Below are 15,264 nucleotides of genomic sequence, written 5' to 3' on the forward strand. Positions count from 1 at the left end.
GACCCTGCACCTATTCTGATGCAATTAACTCTCCACGGCGCCTGCCATCGGGCGGACGGTCAGGAGCGTGGCGCGTAAGCGAAGACGTCGGCACGCATCTGATGCGCGTCCATGCCGGCGACCACGAGGGCATCGAGGGTGGAATAGACCATGTTGGGCGAGCCGCTGGCGTAGACCTGAATGGATTTGAGGTCGGCGAAGTCCTCGCACACCGCCTCGTGCAACATGCCGCACCGACCTTCCCAACCACACAGGTCACTGACGACCTTGTGCAAATGCAGGTTTGGCAGTGTTTTCCACTCGTCCCAATGTTTGAGTTCGTAGAAATCTTCAGGCCGCCGCACGCCCCAGTAGACATGAACCGGGTACGGGAATCCCTTGGAACGGCAATGCTCGATCAAGCTGTGCATCTGCCCCATACCGGTACCTGCAGCGATCAACACCAGCGGACCGTCAGGCAGTTCGCCCAAGTGCGTGTCGCCAAAGGGCAACTCAACGCGCGCCATCCCCTCACGCTGCAACTGCTTGATCAGATTCTGCGCACTGGCTTCGCGAGCCAGCACATGAAACTCCAGATCACGGCCGCTTTCAGGCGCTGAAGCCATGGAAAATGCGGACTTCTCGCCATCGTCCCGGTCGATCATCAAGTACTGACCGGCGTGATAACGCGGCGGCTTGCCTGCGGGCGCGCGGAGCATCACGCGCCAGACATCCCCGCCGACCTCGACGCATTCGGTCACCTGACAGGCGAACGTGCGCACCGGCAACTCTCCCAGCGGCAATACGCTGTCCCAGAGCACCACGCAATCTTCCTGCGGCACAGCCAGGCAGGTATAGATTTCGCCGTGGCTCTGCAACTCACCGTTTTGCACGACGCTGCCTTCGACCAACAGCGCCGAGCAGATATGGCAGTTGCCGTTGCGACAGCTCTGCGGGCATTCGTAGCCCAGGCGCTGGGCGGCATCGAGGATCCGCTCGCCGGGCAATGTCTCAAGTACAGCGCCCGATGGCTGCAAGGTTACGCGCATCAATCTATTCCCAGCTGATTCCAGATGTCGTCGATCCGGCGAGTGACGGCTTCGTCCTTGACGATGGCGCGACCCCATTCACGGGTCGTCTCGCCCGGCCATTTGTGCGTCGCATCGAGCCCCATTTTCGACCCCAGCCCGGACACGGGCGAGGCGAAGTCGAGGTAGTCGATCGGCGTGTTGTCGATCATCACCGTATCGCGCTTGGGGTCCATGCGCGTGGTGATTGCCCAGATGACGTCATTCCAGTCACGGGCATTGATGTCGTCATCGGTGACGATAACGAACTTGGTGTACATGAACTGTCGCAAAAACGACCACACACCCAACATCACGCGCTTGGCGTGGCCGGGGTACTGCTTCTTCATGGTCACCACCGCCATGCGGTACGAGCAACCTTCAGGTGGCAGATAGAAGTCCGTGATTTCCGGGAACTGCTTTTGGAGGATCGGCACGAACACTTCGTTCAACGCCACACCGAGAATCGCCGGTTCATCCGGCGGGCGGCCGGTGTAGGTGCTGTGGTAGATCGGCTTGATGCGGTGGGTAATGCGCTCGACGGTAAACACTGGGAAGCTGTCGACTTCGTTGTAATAACCGGTGTGGTCGCCGTAAGGGCCCTCGTCGGCCATTTCACCCGGATGAATAACGCCTTCCAGCACAATTTCAGCACTCGCCGGCACCTGCAGGTCGTTGCCACGGCATTTGATCAGCTCGGTCCGGTTGCCACGCAGCAGGCCGGCGAACGCGTATTCAGAGAGACTGTCTGGCACGGGAGTCACGGCACCGAGAATGGTTGCCGGGTCTGCACCCAAGGCCACGGACACCGGGAATGGCTGACCAGGATGCTTGTTGCACCACTCCTTGAAGTCCAGCGCGCCGCCACGATGGCTGAGCCAGCGCATGATGACCTTGTTGCGACCAATCACCTGCTGGCGATAGATGCCAAGGTTCTGGCGCTCTTTGTTCGGGCCTCGGGTGATCGTCAGCCCCCACGTGATCAGCGGGCCGACGTCGCCGGGCCAGCAGGTTTGCACGGGCAGCATGCCGAGGTCGACGTCGTCGCCCTCGATCACGATCTCCTGGCAAGGCGCGTCCTTGACGACTTTCGGCGCCATGGCGATGACTTTTCTGAAGATGGGCAGCTTGGACCAGGCGTCTTTCAGCCCCTTGGGTGGCTCAGGTTCTTTGAGGAACGCCAAGAGTTTGCCGATTTCACGCAGCTCTTCGGTCGATTCGGCGCCCATGCCCATCGCCACGCGCTCGGGCGTGCCGAACAGGTTGCCAAGCACAGGGATATCGAACCCGGTCGGGTTCTCGAACAGCAAGGCCGGCCCCTTGTTGCGCAGGGTCCGGTCGCAGACTTCGGTCATCTCCAACACGGGAGAAATGGGTACCTGAATGCGTTTCAACTCTCCGCGCTGCTCAAGCTGCTGCACGAAATCCCGTAGATCCTTGAATTTCATTAACCCGGCCACTTAACAAATAGATGCACATCCTACCTGCTCTGACGGCCGACGGCAGCAGCCTGAAGCGTAATCACCCGCCTTGGACGGCGTTTTCGCTGAGGAAGATCGGCGCCAGCAAAGGCTTCATGCGCTCGCCACCTTTATCAGACAGATGATTTTCATCCATGTATTGCGAATAGCCGTCGAACTCAGCGCGACAAATACCGCCGGGGCACATTAATGCCGTCGGGTCGAGGACGCGTACTTGCGGGTCTTCATTGCTTAACTGACTGAACAGCGAACTCAGGAACTGTTGACGGGCAAGATGCTCGGCGATCGGGCGCCCCAACCGTTCGGCAGACCGCCCGATCATGGCCAGACTCGCCAGGCGCGCCACAGTGCCCTGCCGTTGCAGCGGCACCTCCTTGAAAATCCATACGCGTGCGCCTGTTGCCCGCAGGCTGTGAACCATGGCGGTGAGGTCCTTCGCCACTTGCTGCTCGGCGACCGGGCGGCTGTCGTCGCGATACAGCACGTGCTGCATGTCACCGTCTTCTTCGCCGTACAGATACAGGCTCCAGCGCGCGGCCAAGACGACGTCGCGGATCTTGTGCTCGCGAATGGATTGCAGCGTAGCCTGATTGAAATCCTGACATTGCTGACGGGTTTCGTGACCCAGGATCGGCAGGCAACCGGAGAGACTGGCGAGCCAGACGGGAATCCCGAAACGCTCGGCGTCTGCCTGGATTGCAGGCTTCAACGCGGCGGCATGACTGTCGCCCCATACCAGTTGCACAGGCGGCGTGTGCTCGTCACCGCCGAAGCGACAGACCTTCGTCAGATCCTCACTTTTACGCTGCAGCAGGCACTCCATCTGCCCCTGCTGCCAATCGCGGGCCTTGGCATATTGCATTGCCTGGCCGGAAAGGCGTGCCGGCACGCCATCAGCGTCGCGCACAAGTTGCCCGGCGACGCCAATGACCAGCAACGCAGCCAGTCCGGCTACGAGTACGGGCTTACGCCCGGCCAGCAAACGCTTTTCGCGAAAGGGCAGCTCGACGAAACGCCAGCTCATCCACGCGAGAAGCAGCGTGAACACGACCCATCCAGCGGCCTCCAACGCCTGCATGCCGTCCACGGAAACGGCGTTGGCGTAGACAAAAACCGGCCAGTGCCACAGGTACCACGAATACGAAATCAGGCCGACGCCGACCATTGCCCTCACGCTCAACAGGCGCCCAACCAAGGTGGGGGCATGACCGTTGGCCCAAATCATCGCCGTAGCGCCCAGCACGGGAAACAGTGCCGCCCAGCCTGGGAATCGAGTGTATTTATCAAATCCGAAAATGGCGTACAGCACCGCACAAAGGCCCAGTGTGCTGACCAGTTGATACACCCACGCCGGCCGCTCGCGACTGGCTGCCGGAATCACCGCCAGCATCGCGCCGCACAGCAGCTCCCACGCCCGCATAGGCAGCAGAAAGAACGCGGCGTCGGGCTCACGTTTGATGGCCCATACGTTGACCGCAAATGACACGACCAACAGCCCGAATAACATCCAGCGCCAGTGCCGCAGGAAGCGGGTCAACAGCACCATCAAGAGAGGAAACAGAATGTAGTACTGCTCTTCGACCGACAGCGACCAGGTGTGCAGCAACGGCTTGAAGTCCGAAGCCGGGTTGAAGTAGCCGTCCTGGCGCATGAACAGGATGTTGGACGCGAACATCGCCTGATAGCGCACGGCTCGGCCAAGCTGCGAGTAATCATTGGCGGGCATGATGATCCAGCCCACCACCAGCGCGGCGAGCATCATGACGCTCAGGGCAGGAATGATACGGCGCGCACGCCGCGCCCAGAAATCGACAAAGCTGAAGCGTCCGGCGCTGATTTCCCGAACGATAATCGAGGTGATCAGAAAGCCGGAGATGACGAAGAACACATCGACACCCACGAATCCGCCACTGAAGGCACCGAAGCCGAAGTGGTAGAGCACCACGGGAATGACGGCCATCGCCCGCAGCCCGTCGATGTCACGACGATTGCCAAAAGTGTGCATGACGCTCCTTGTCTGGCGCTGTGACTGAAAAAAAGTCAAAAAAAATGGTGCCCCAAAAGGACACCATTTTTCTACCGCCGTTCAGCGCGTTATTTGCGCTTCATCGACAGGAAGAACTCATCGTTGGTCTTGGTCTGTTTCAGCTTGTCGACCAGGAACTCGATGGCAGCGACTTCATCCATCGGATGCAGCAGCTTGCGCAGAATCCACATACGCTGCAGCTCGTCGTCGGCGGTCAGCAACTCTTCGCGGCGCGTGCCGGAACGGTTGATGTTGATGGCCGGGAAAACGCGCTTCTCGGCGATCTTGCGGTCCAGAGGCAGTTCCATGTTGCCGGTGCCTTTGAATTCCTCGTAGATCACTTCGTCCATCTTCGAGCCGGTTTCAACCAGCGCGGTGGCGATGATGGTCAGCGAGCCGCCTTCTTCGATGTTACGAGCCGCACCGAAGAAACGCTTTGGTTTTTCCAGAGCGTGAGCGTCGACACCACCGGTCAGTACCTTGCCGGAGCTGGGGATGACGGTGTTGTAGGCGCGAGCCAGACGGGTGATGGAGTCGAGCAGGATGACCACGTCCTTCTTGTGCTCGACCAGGCGCTTGGCCTTCTCGATCACCATTTCGGCGACTTGCACGTGACGAGTAGGTGGCTCGTCGAAGGTGGAGGCAACCACTTCGCCGCGCACGGTGCGCTGCATCTCGGTCACTTCTTCCGGACGCTCGTCGATCAGCAGAACGATCAGGTGAACTTCAGGGTTGTTGCGGGTGATGTTCGACGCGATGTTCTGCAACATGATGGTCTTGCCCGCCTTCGGCGGTGCAACGATCAGACCACGTTGACCTTTGCCGATCGGTGCACACAGGTCGATGACGCGACCGGTGAGGTCTTCGGTGGAACCGTTACCGGCTTCCATCTTCATGCGCACGGTCGGGAACAGCGGCGTCAGGTTTTCGAACAGAATCTTGTTCTTCGCGTTTTCTGGACGGTCGAAGTTGATCGTGTCGACCTTGAGCAGTGCGAAGTAACGCTCGCCTTCCTTTGGTGGACGGATCTTGCCGACGATGGTGTCGCCCGTGCGAAGGTTGAAACGGCGGATCTGGCTCGGCGAGACGTAGATGTCGTCTGGGCCGGCAAGGTAGGAGGCGTCTGCAGAACGAAGGAAGCCGAAGCCATCCTGGAGGATCTCCAGCACGCCATCACCCGAGATTTCCTCGCCGCTTTTAGCGTGCTTCTTCAGCAGGGAGAAGATCACATCCTGCTTGCGCGAACGGGCCATATTTTCTATGCCCATCTGTTCGGCCATTTCGAGCAGATCGGTAATAGGCTTTTGCTTGAGTTCAGTCAGGTTCATATAGGAATGACGTAATCATGTATGGAGGGGGAAATTAAGCTTTTGGCTTAATGAGGCCGCGCCGCAGAGAAGGCGACAGGATCGCGTACAAATCGAAAGGAGAGCGTCGGCGACGGCTAGCAGGGGGCAACGGAGAAGCCGTTGCGGGGCCGAATGTACCACTTGATTTTCCGAGCGTCTAGTGCAACACCAGAAAAAAAGCCCCGCTATTTGCGGGGCCTTTGCGCCATCAGATGTTGGCGTCGAGGAATGCTTGCAGCTGGGACTTGGAAAGTGCGCCAACCTTGGTCGCTGCCACTTCACCGTCCTTGAACAGCATCAGGGTCGGAATACCACGAACGCCGTGCTTGGCTGGCGTTTCCTGGTTTTCGTCGATGTTCAGCTTGGCAATGGTCAGCTTGCCTTCGTAGGTGCCAGCAATGTCGTCCAGAACCGGAGCGATCATTTTGCATGGGCCACACCATTCAGCCCAGTAATCAACCAGCACAGGAACGCTAGCGCTAGCCTTCAGGACATCGGCGTCGAAGCTCGCGTCGCTGACGTGTTTGATAAGGTCGCTACTCATGAGATGTCTCCGAGGTCATAGGCAAAAAAACGTGGACCATCATAACTGTGTCACGCCGTGACAGGAAGGCGCGGGCGATTGTCTCTTGCTATGAACATTTATGACTAGCTTTATCGAAGTGACTGGCGGACCAACCTGAGTTCGCTTCTGCCCAAGGCGCCAGCTGCGTGGTTTGCCCTGACACCACGAGATCGAATGGTTTGCTGCCGCTGCGCGCCAGATCGCGGGCAAGCGCGCTCCTACAACGCACGGAGTGCCAGATACAGAGCGCGAGACGCCCTGTGGGAGCGAATTCACTCGCGATTCGATGGTGAGTTCAATGAAGATGCGTTGGATGTCACGGCCAATGCGACTGAATTCGCTCCCACAGGGTCATGCACTTGGCTGCTTGTGCACCTAGGCAGAAGGCGCGACGAAGACGATGCCGGTCCGCAGCGCAGCGCCTCTGATGTGCTCCTGCATGGCTTTTTGCGCCGGGCCCGAGGCGTTGCGGGCTAGCGCGCGCAGGATCTTGCGGTGTTCCTGCCACGTCTCCATCGCCCTGCCCGCTCGAATGAAAGGCAGTTTCTGGCTTTCCAGAAAAATGTCGGCGCTGGCGGTGATGATCCCGAGAATGGCCTGATTGCCGCTGGCGACCAGAATGCGCCGGTGGAAATCGAAATCCAGTTTTGCCGCACAGTCGAAATCCCCGGCCTTCAACTCCAGGCGCATGGCCTCGACGTTGTCTTCCAGCACATCGCGCTCATCGGCCGTCAGCGTGACTGCCGCCAGCCCCGCCGCAAAACCTTCCAGCGCATAACGCAGTTGAAACGTCTCCGAAGGCGACGCCTGGGCAGCATAAGGCCAGGAAAAACCACTCGTGCTCTGTTGTGGTTCAGAAATCGCCTGAACGAATACGCCTTTCCCCGGCTGCACACTGACCACACCCAGCGCGCTTAACGATGACAGCGCTTCGCGCAACGACGCGCGACTGACACCCAGCCGAACCGCCAGATCCCGCTGCGAAGGCAAGCTGTCGCCGGGGCCATAGCCCTGCTCGGCGATCAGTTTGCGGATCGCTTGAAAGGCGGCTTCAGGTACTGCAATTGGGCTCGGGTGCATGGCGATTCAAACGCAATAACCGTGGAAAAAACCTCTTGTATCGCCATCGCGAAGATTCAGCAAGTGACGCCCAAGCAAGGGGCGCCGCGGCTTTGAGGCGCGCCAAAGCAGGGCGAGCGAATCGCCAACTGTTCAGACCAGTTAGACCGCAAGAGGCTTGCAGCCCGCATTTAATGGTCGCGAATTCGCGGCTGGCATGGGCTGTGCACTGGAGATTCGTCATCACCCACGACTCGCCCTGATTTCGGAGACGTCACATGACCAAGCGTTACAGCGCTCTGCTTGCCGCCCTGTTTGCCAGCCTCATGCTCGGCCAGGCCCCTGCCCATGCCAACGGCCTGGATGACGTGACCGCACGCGGTGTCCTGAAAGTCGCCGTACCGCAAGACTTCCCGCCCTTTGGCTCGGTCGGCCCGGACATGAAACCTCGCGGCCTGGACATCGACACCGCGCAGCTGATCGCCGATCAATTGAAGGTCAAACTCGAGTTGACCCCGGTCAACAGCACCAACCGCATCCCGTTCCTGACCACCGGCAAGGTCGACCTGGTGATTTCCAGCCTCGGCAAGAACCCGGACCGTGAGAAAGTCATCGACTTCTCCCGCGCCTACGCGCCGTTCTACCTCGCGGTGTTTGGCCCGCCTGACGCTGCCATCGCCGGCGTGGACGACCTCAAGGGCAAGACCATCAGTGTCACCCGTGGCGCCATCGAAGACATCGAACTGACCGCCGTCGCCCCTAAAGAAGCGACCATCAAGCGCTTCGAAGACAACAATTCGACGATCGCCGCCTACCTGGCCAACCAGACCGACCTGATCGCCAGCGGTAACGTGGTGATGGTCGCGATCAGCGAGAAGAACCCTAAGCGCATCCCCGCGCTGAAAGTGAAGCTCAAGGACTCGCCAGTGTATGTCGGCGTCAACAAAGGTCAGCCTGAGCTGCTGGCCAAGGTCAACGAAATCCTCGAAGCGGCGAAGAAAGACGGTGCGCTGGAAAAGAACTCGCAGACCTGGCTCAAGCAGCCTCTGCCGGCCGATCTTTGATTTTCGATTGCTGACCCGAGGCTTTTAGATGGCTTATCAGTTCGACTTCATTCCGGTCCTGCAAAACGCTGACTTGCTGCTTCGCGGGGCCCTGTTCACGCTGGAGCTGACGGCCATCGGCACCTTGCTCGGCGTCAGCGTGGGCATCGTTGGCGCGATCGTCAGAGCCTGGAAGATCCAGCCCTTCTCGGTGATCTTCGGGGTCTACGTCGAGCTGATACGCAACACGCCGTTCCTTGTGCAGCTCTTCTTCATTTTCTTTGGCCTGCCCTCGTTGGGCGTGCAGATTTCCGAGTGGCAGGCGGCGGTGCTGGCGATGGTGATCAACCTGGGGGCTTACTCCACCGAGATCATCCGCGCGGGCATCCAGGCGATACCTCGCGGACAACTGGAGGCCTCCGCCGCGCTGGCGATGACGCGTTTCGAGACCTTTCGCCACGTGGTGCTGGTGCCCGCGCTGGGCAAGGTATGGCCGGCACTGAGCAGCCAGATCATCATCGTCATGCTCGGCTCGGCCGTCTGTTCGCAGATTGCCACCGAGGAGCTGAGCTTCGCCGCCAACTTCATTCAGTCGCGCAACTTCCGCGCCTTCGAGACGTACATCATCACCACGCTGATTTACCTGTGCATGGCCCTGCTGATTCGTCAGTTGCTGGCATGGATCGGGCGTCGCTACATCGCGAGGAATAGCTGATGGATTTCACGCTTTGGGACATCGTGCGCAACCTGCTCACGGGCCTGCAATGGACGCTGGCGCTGTCGCTGGTGGCCTTCATCGGCGGAGGCGTGATCGGCTTGCTGGTCATGACGATGCGCATCTCCGACACCTCGGCCGTTCGCACCCTCGCCCGCTGCTACATCGAGCTGTTTCAGGGCACACCGCTGCTGATGCAGCTGTTTCTGGTGTTCTTCGGTGTGGCATTGATGGGCCTCGACATTTCGCCATGGCTCGCGGCAGCGCTGGCGTTGACGCTGTTTACCAGCGCCTATCTGGCCGAAATCTGGCGGGGCTGCGTCGAGTCGATTTCCAATGGTCAATGGGAAGCTTCGGCCAGCCTGGCGCTCACGCCATTCGAGCAACTGCGCTACGTGATCCTGCCGCAAGCGTTGCGCATTGCGGTGGCGCCCACGGTGGGTTTCTCGGTGCAAGTGGTCAAGGGCACCGCCGTGACCTCGATCATCGGGTTTACCGAGCTGACCAAAACCGGCGGCATGCTCGCCAATGCCACGTTCCAGCCTTTCATGGTCTACGGCTTCGTCGCCCTGGGCTACTTCCTGCTTTGCTATCCGTTGTCGCTCAGCGCGCGCTACCTGGAAAGGAGACTTCATGCCTCTGCTTAGAATTTCCGCCCTGCACAAATATTACGGCGACCACCACGTCCTCAAAGGCATCGACCTCACCGTCGAAGAAGGTCAGGTCGTGGCGATCATCGGTCGCAGCGGTTCGGGCAAAAGCACCTTGCTGCGCACGCTCAACGGCCTTGAGTCGATCAACGACGGTGTGATCGAAGTCGATGGCGAATACCTGGACGCCGCCCGCGCGGATTTGCGCAGCCTTCGGCAGAAGGTCGGCATGGTCTTTCAGCAGTTCAACCTGTTCCCACACCTGACCGTGGGCGAGAACGTGATGCTCGCGCCACAGGTGGTCAAGAAGGTTTCCAAGGCAGAGGCGACCAAGCTGGCCAAGGAGATGCTCAACCGCGTGGGGCTCGGTGAAAAATTCGATGCATTTCCGGATCGCCTGTCGGGCGGCCAGCAGCAACGCGTCGCCATCGCCCGTGCCCTGGCGATGTCGCCTAAAGTGCTGCTGTGCGACGAAATCACTTCGGCACTGGACCCTGAGCTGGTCAATGAAGTACTGAGCGTGGTGCGCGAGCTGGCCAAAGACGGCATGACGTTGATCATGGTCACCCACGAAATGCGCTTTGCCCGTGAAGTCGGCGACAAGCTGGTGTTCATGCATCAAGGCAAAGTGCACGAGGTGGGCGACCCGCGAGAATTGATGGCCAACCCGAAAACGCCTGAGCTGGCGAACTTCATCGGGTCCGTCGAACAGGCTTGAGGACACCGCAACCTCGTGACGGCTTGGCGGATGCGGTGGGTCAGCACCATCAACAGTGACTGACACTCCGCATTCGCTGCCCTCGTAACCTCGGACGTCTCCCACAACATCTGCGTCGTTCCGAAGACTGAAGAACGATGCGGACACTGTAGGAGCCGGCTTGCTGGCGAATGCGGTGGGTCAGCACCATCCACAGTGACTGACACTCCGCATTCGCTGCCCTCGTAACCTCGGACGTCTCCCACAGGATCTGCGTCGTTCCGAAGACTGAAGAACGATGCGGACACTGTAGGAGCCGGCTTGCTGGCGAATGCGGTGGGTCAGCGCCATCCACAGTAGCCGATACTCAGCATTCGCTGCCCTCGTAACCTCGGACGTCTCCTACAGGGATTGCGACGTTCCCGGAAGTTGAGGCAGCCATCAGAATGGTGAGCCTGCTTGCTGGCGAACTCGGTCGCAGGGCGACATCTGTGGTGAATGACAATCCGCGTTCGCCACCGTCGTAACCTCCTGCAGCTCCTACAGGTGATCTGTGCCAGGCATGGATATCAGTTTCCCCGTTTGGCGGCAGTGATGGATCGTGGCACGATGTCGGGGTTATCGACCGAGACCTTTCACCATGCCGCCATCCACCGCCAAAAATCTCTCGCTGATCGCCGCGATCGACTTGGGCTCCAACAGCTTCCATATGGTTGTTGCCAAAGCTAATCAGGGCGAAATCCGCATCCTTGAGCGGCTCGGCGAGAAAGTGCAGCTGGCCGCCGGAATCGACGACGAGCGCCAGCTCAGCGAAGAATCCATGCAGCGCGGGCTCGATTGCCTCAAGCGTTTTGCCCAACTGATCAACGGTATGCCCAGCGGCGCCGTACGAATCGTAGGCACCAACGCCCTGCGCGAAGCGCGCAACCGCAACGAATTCATTCACCGCGCCGAAGAGATCCTCGGCCATCCGGTTGAAGTGATTTCCGGTCGTGAAGAAGCGCGCCTGATCTATCTGGGTGTTTCCCATACGCTGGCGGACACACCGGGCAAGCGTCTGGTCGCCGACATTGGCGGCGGCAGCACCGAGTTCATCATCGGCCAGCGTTTCGAGCCGCTGCTGCGTGAGAGCCTGCAGATGGGCTGCGTCAGCTTCACTCAGCGCTATTTCAAGGACGGCAAGATCACCCCGGCCCGCTACGCCCAGGCGTACACAGCAGCGCGGTTGGAGATCATGAGCATCGAGCACGCCCTGCATCGCTTGAAGTGGGATGAAGCCATCGGCTCGTCCGGTACGATCCGCGCCATCGGCCTGGCGTTGAAAGCAGGCGGCCACGGCAACGGTGAAGTCAACGCAGAAGGCCTTGCCTGGCTCAAGCGCAAACTGATGAAGCTCGGCGACGTCGACAAGATCGACTTCGAAGGCCTCAAACCCGACCGTCGCGCGATCTTCCCGGCTGGCCTGGCCATTCTCGAAGCCATCTTCGACGCCCTTGAACTGCAGCGGATGGACCACTGCGAAGGCGCGCTGCGTGAAGGCGTGCTGTATGACCTGCTCGGTCGCCATCACCACGAAGACGTACGTGAACGCACCCTGAGCTCGCTGATGGACCGTTATCACGTCGATCTGGAACAGGCTGCGCGCGTCGAGCGCAAAGCGCTGTCTGCGCTGGAGCAGGTGGCAAAGGCTTGGGGTCTCGAGGACGACCTTTATCGCGAGTTGCTGAGCTGGGCGGCCAAGGTGCATGAAGTGGGTCTGGACATCGCCCACTACCACTACCACAAGCACGGAGCGTACCTGATCGAGCACTCCGATCTGGCCGGTTTCTCACGCGAAGACCAACAGATGCTCGCGCTGCTGGTGCGCGGTCATCGTCGTAACATTCCCAAGGACAAGTTCGCCGAGTTTGGCGATGAAGGCGTAAAGCTGATTCGTCTGTGCGTGCTGCTGCGCTTCGCGATCCTGTTTCACCACATTCGCGGCACCCAAGAGATGCCGCAGCCTGTGTTGACCGCCGACGGGAACAACCTCGACATCCTGTTCCCGGATGGCTGGCTGGAAAACAACCAGCTGACTCAGGCCGACTTCGGCCTGGAAGCCGAGTGGCTGACCCGAGTCGGCATCGTCCTCAGCGTACGCTGAGGACCGGGTTGCTCAGCTTTTCCAGAAGCGAGGCCTGCACATTGCGGGCGTTCTGGTTGCCGGTCGGCGTGCTGCGGATGTAGCGCCCGTCCGGCTGCAGCAGCCAGCTGTGGGTGTTGTCCGTCAGATACCCTTCCAATTCCTTCTTCACGCGCAGAATCAGCTTCTTGCCTTCCACCGGGAAGCAAGTCTCGACACGCTTGTCGAGGTTGCGCTCCATCCAGTCGGCACTGGACAGGAACATCTGCTCGTCGCCGCCATTGAGGAAGTAGAAGACGCGGGTGTGCTCCAGGAACCGTCCGATGATCGAACGCACCTGAATGTTGTGCGACACGCCCGGCACGCCTGGACGCAGGCAGCACATGCCGCGCACCACCAGGTCGATCTTCACGCCCGTCTGGCTGGCCTTGTACAACGCGCGGATGATCTTCGGATCGGTCAACGAGTTGAACTTGGCGATGATGTGCGCAGGCTTGCCCTCAGCCGCGAACTGGGTTTCGCGGGCAATCATGTCGAGCATGCCTTTCTTGAGGGTGAACGGCGCATGCAGCAGCTTCTTCATGCGCAGCGTCTTGCCCATGCCGATCAACTGACTGAACAGTTTGCCGACGTCTTCGCACAAGGCATCGTCGGACGTCAGCAGGCTGTAGTCGGTGTAAAGACGCGCGTTACCGGCGTGGTAGTTACCTGTACCCAGATGCGCATAACGAACGATCTCGCCCGCCTCGCGGCGCAGGATGAGCATCATCTTGGCGTGCGTCTTGAAGCCGACCACGCCGTAGATCACCACCGCGCCCGCCGCTTGCAGCCGGCTGGCGAGTTGAAGGTTGGACTCTTCATCGAACCGCGCACGCAGTTCGATGACGGCTGTCACTTCCTTGCCGTTACGCGCGGCGTCTACCAACGCATCGACGATTTCCGAGTTCGCGCCGCTGCGATACAGCGTCTGACGCACGGCCAGCACGTGAGGGTCTTTCGCTGCCTGACGCAGCAAATCCACGACCGGGGTGAACGACTCGAAGGGATGCAGCAGCAGAATGTCCTGCTTGCTGATCACGTTGAAGATGTTTTCGCTGTTCTGCAGCAGCTTCGGAATGGCTGGCGTGAACGGCGCGTATTGCAACTCTGGATGACTGTCTAGACCGGTGATGCTGAACAGACGCGTCAGGTTCACCGGACCGTTGACCTGGTACAGCTCGGTCTCGCTCAGGTTGAACTGCTTGAGCAGGTAGTCAGACAGCTGTTTCGGGCAGGTGTCGGCCACCTCAAGGCGCACGGCATCACCGTAACGGCGCGAGAACAGTTCGCCACGCAGCGCGCGAGCCAGGTCTTCGACGTCTTCGGAGTCCAGCGCCAGGTCAGCGTTACGGGTCAGACGGAACTGGTAGCAGCCCTTGACCTTCATGCCCTGGAACAGGTCGTCGGCGTGGGCGTGAATCATCGACGACAGGAAGACATAGTTGTCGCCCGGCCCGCCCACGTCTTCCGGCACCTTGATGATGCGCGGCAGCAGACGCGGCGCAGGAATGATCGCCAGGCCCGAGTCGCGGCCAAAGGCATCGACACCTTCGAGCTCGACGATGAAGTTCAGCGACTTGTTCACCAAGAGCGGGAACGGGTGCGTAGGGTCCAGGCCAATCGGGGTGATGATCGGGGCGATCTCATCGCGGAAATAGCGGCGGACCCACGTCTTCAGCTTGGTGGTCCAGTTACGACGACGGATGAAGCGCACCTGATGTTTTTCAAGCTCGGGCAACAGGATGTCGTTGAGAATGGCGTACTGGCGGTCAACGTGGCCGTGCACCAACTCGCTGATGCGCGCCAGCGCCTGGTGCGGCTGAAGACCGTCGGCACCCGCTTGTTCACGGGCAAAGGTGATTTGCTTTTTAAGGCCCGCGACACGAATTTCGAAGAATTCATCCAGGTTGCTGGAAAAAATCAGCAGGAACTTGAGCCGCTCAAGCAGTGGATAGGACTCGTCCAGCGCCTGTTCCAGGACGCGAATGTTGAACTGCAGCTGCGACAACTCGCGATGGATGTAGAGACTGCTGTCATCCAGGTTGGGAATCACCAGGGCGGGCATGGCCGGCGGCGCGGGCTCCAGCGCTGGCACCACCTCGATGGTCGGCTCGACCATGGAGGTGATTTCCTGACTCAGGACCTGGGGTTCAATTTCAACGGCGGCTTCGGTAGTTCCTTCGGTGCTCATGAATAATCCTGTAAGGCAAACGCCCTTGTAGCAGTTGGGCCGCGCGAACGGCGAGTGAGGTCGACATGCCGTCTGCGCCACAACAGTGGTGACGTCCAGCGTTTAGAGCCAGTCACGCCCACGAGGGGGTTGTGGTGACGATGGCCCTGTCCCGGGCAAGAGAATGATCTGACAGACCCGAAGGGCGACGCTTGACGCGCGTTGACTCCCCACGCTACGCATTTCTCAGCGTCCTGCAAGCCCAAATAGCAGCGTCCGATGATGACGCAAGTCCGCATCCG

General features: G+C 59.9%; 12 protein-coding genes. 5 read left to right on the forward strand and 7 right to left on the reverse strand.

Features of this window, described 5'->3' with window-relative positions:
• Positions 1–59 precede the first annotated feature (59 nt).
• The 6 genes from BLS87_RS19155 to BLS87_RS19180 form a co-directional block, all read right to left on the reverse strand.
• Entirely contained in the window at positions 60–1,028 is a 969-nt protein-coding gene (locus BLS87_RS19155) for a CDP-6-deoxy-delta-3,4-glucoseen reductase (RefSeq protein WP_074754541.1), read from the reverse strand.
• Complete coding sequence (gene ubiD, locus BLS87_RS19160) at positions 1,028–2,494, reverse strand: 4-hydroxy-3-polyprenylbenzoate decarboxylase (RefSeq protein ID WP_074754543.1); 1,467 nt, start codon at positions 2,492–2,494, stop codon at positions 1,028–1,030. Before ubiD ends, BLS87_RS19155 begins: the two co-directional genes overlap by 1 nt.
• Positions 2,495–2,567: 73 nt before the next feature.
• Entirely contained in the window at positions 2,568–4,532 is a 1,965-nt protein-coding gene (locus BLS87_RS19165; protein ID WP_074754545.1) for an acyltransferase family protein, read from the reverse strand.
• Positions 4,533–4,621: 89 nt separating this feature from the next.
• On the reverse strand, positions 4,622–5,881 hold the full coding sequence (gene rho / locus BLS87_RS19170) for a transcription termination factor Rho (protein ID WP_027979976.1): 1,260 nt from the start codon (positions 5,879–5,881) through the stop codon (positions 4,622–4,624).
• Between the two features lie 229 nt (positions 5,882–6,110).
• The gene (gene trxA, locus BLS87_RS19175; protein ID WP_074754547.1) at positions 6,111–6,446 is read right to left on the reverse strand and encodes a thioredoxin TrxA; all 336 of its coding nucleotides are present in this window, start codon (positions 6,444–6,446) and stop codon (positions 6,111–6,113) included.
• Positions 6,447–6,842: 396 nt separating this feature from the next.
• A complete protein-coding gene (locus BLS87_RS19180; protein WP_074754549.1) occupies positions 6,843–7,547 on the reverse strand; it encodes a FadR/GntR family transcriptional regulator in 705 nt (234 codons plus the stop codon).
• A 257-nt stretch (positions 7,548–7,804) separates the two neighbouring features.
• Between BLS87_RS19180 and BLS87_RS19185 the strand changes: the two genes are divergently transcribed.
• The 5 genes from BLS87_RS19185 to ppx all read left to right on the forward strand — a co-directional run bounded on the left by BLS87_RS19185 (position 7,805) and on the right by ppx (position 12,774).
• Positions 7,805–8,590 carry a transporter substrate-binding domain-containing protein gene (locus tag BLS87_RS19185; protein ID WP_074754551.1) on the forward strand — a complete coding sequence of 262 codons (786 nt, stop codon included), beginning with the start codon at positions 7,805–7,807 and terminating at the stop codon, positions 8,588–8,590.
• 28 nt (positions 8,591–8,618) lie between these two features.
• Positions 8,619–9,284: an amino acid ABC transporter permease gene (locus BLS87_RS19190; RefSeq protein ID WP_074754553.1), complete on the forward strand. Its 666-nt coding sequence runs from the start codon at positions 8,619–8,621 to the stop codon at positions 9,282–9,284.
• Positions 9,281–9,931 (forward strand): amino acid ABC transporter permease, encoded by a 651-nt coding sequence (locus tag BLS87_RS19195; protein WP_074754555.1) that lies wholly within the window; start codon positions 9,281–9,283, stop codon positions 9,929–9,931. The genes BLS87_RS19190 and BLS87_RS19195 overlap by 4 nt, the downstream gene beginning before the upstream one ends.
• Entirely contained in the window at positions 9,918–10,652 is a 735-nt protein-coding gene (locus BLS87_RS19200; protein ID WP_074754558.1) for an amino acid ABC transporter ATP-binding protein, read from the forward strand. The genes BLS87_RS19195 and BLS87_RS19200 overlap by 14 nt, the downstream gene beginning before the upstream one ends.
• 619 nt (positions 10,653–11,271) lie before the next feature.
• The gene (gene ppx / locus BLS87_RS19205; RefSeq protein WP_074754560.1) at positions 11,272–12,774 is read left to right on the forward strand and encodes an exopolyphosphatase; all 1,503 of its coding nucleotides are present in this window, start codon (positions 11,272–11,274) and stop codon (positions 12,772–12,774) included.
• Here ppx and ppk1 read toward each other — a convergent pair.
• Positions 12,761–14,983 (reverse strand): polyphosphate kinase 1, encoded by a 2,223-nt coding sequence (gene ppk1 / locus BLS87_RS19210; RefSeq protein WP_074754562.1) that lies wholly within the window; start codon positions 14,981–14,983, stop codon positions 12,761–12,763. The two genes, ppx and ppk1, sit on opposite strands and share 14 nt — an antisense overlap.
• Positions 14,984–15,264: the final 281 nt, after the last annotated feature.

Origin of the sequence: Pseudomonas abietaniphila (assembly GCF_900100795.1) — a bacterium.
GTDB classification, from domain to species: Bacteria; Pseudomonadota; Gammaproteobacteria; order Pseudomonadales; family Pseudomonadaceae; genus Aquipseudomonas; species Aquipseudomonas abietaniphila.

What these genes read in the sequence shown, in the direction of transcription:
- BLS87_RS19200 (WP_074754558.1), top strand. Translation starts at nt 9,918, where the DNA reads ATGCCTCTGCTTAGAATTTCCGCCCTGCACAAATATTACGGCGACCAC.
- BLS87_RS19185 (WP_074754551.1), top strand. Translation starts at nt 7,805, where the DNA reads ATGACCAAGCGTTACAGCGCTCTGCTTGCCGCCCTGTTTGCCAGCCTC.
- ubiD (WP_074754543.1), bottom strand. Translation starts at nt 2,494, where the DNA reads ATGAAATTCAAGGATCTACGGGATTTCGTGCAGCAGCTTGAGCAGCGC.
- BLS87_RS19180 (WP_074754549.1), bottom strand. Translation starts at nt 7,547, where the DNA reads ATGCACCCGAGCCCAATTGCAGTACCTGAAGCCGCCTTTCAAGCGATC.
- ppk1 (WP_074754562.1), bottom strand. Translation starts at nt 14,983, where the DNA reads ATGAGCACCGAAGGAACTACCGAAGCCGCCGTTGAAATTGAACCCCAG.
- rho (WP_027979976.1), bottom strand. Translation starts at nt 5,881, where the DNA reads ATGAACCTGACTGAACTCAAGCAAAAGCCTATTACCGATCTGCTCGAA.
- ppx (WP_074754560.1), top strand. Translation starts at nt 11,272, where the DNA reads ATGCCGCCATCCACCGCCAAAAATCTCTCGCTGATCGCCGCGATCGAC.
- BLS87_RS19165 (WP_074754545.1), bottom strand. Translation starts at nt 4,532, where the DNA reads ATGCACACTTTTGGCAATCGTCGTGACATCGACGGGCTGCGGGCGATG.
- BLS87_RS19155 (WP_074754541.1), bottom strand. Translation starts at nt 1,028, where the DNA reads ATGCGCGTAACCTTGCAGCCATCGGGCGCTGTACTTGAGACATTGCCC.
- BLS87_RS19190 (WP_074754553.1), top strand. Translation starts at nt 8,619, where the DNA reads ATGGCTTATCAGTTCGACTTCATTCCGGTCCTGCAAAACGCTGACTTG.
- trxA (WP_074754547.1), bottom strand. Translation starts at nt 6,446, where the DNA reads ATGAGTAGCGACCTTATCAAACACGTCAGCGACGCGAGCTTCGACGCC.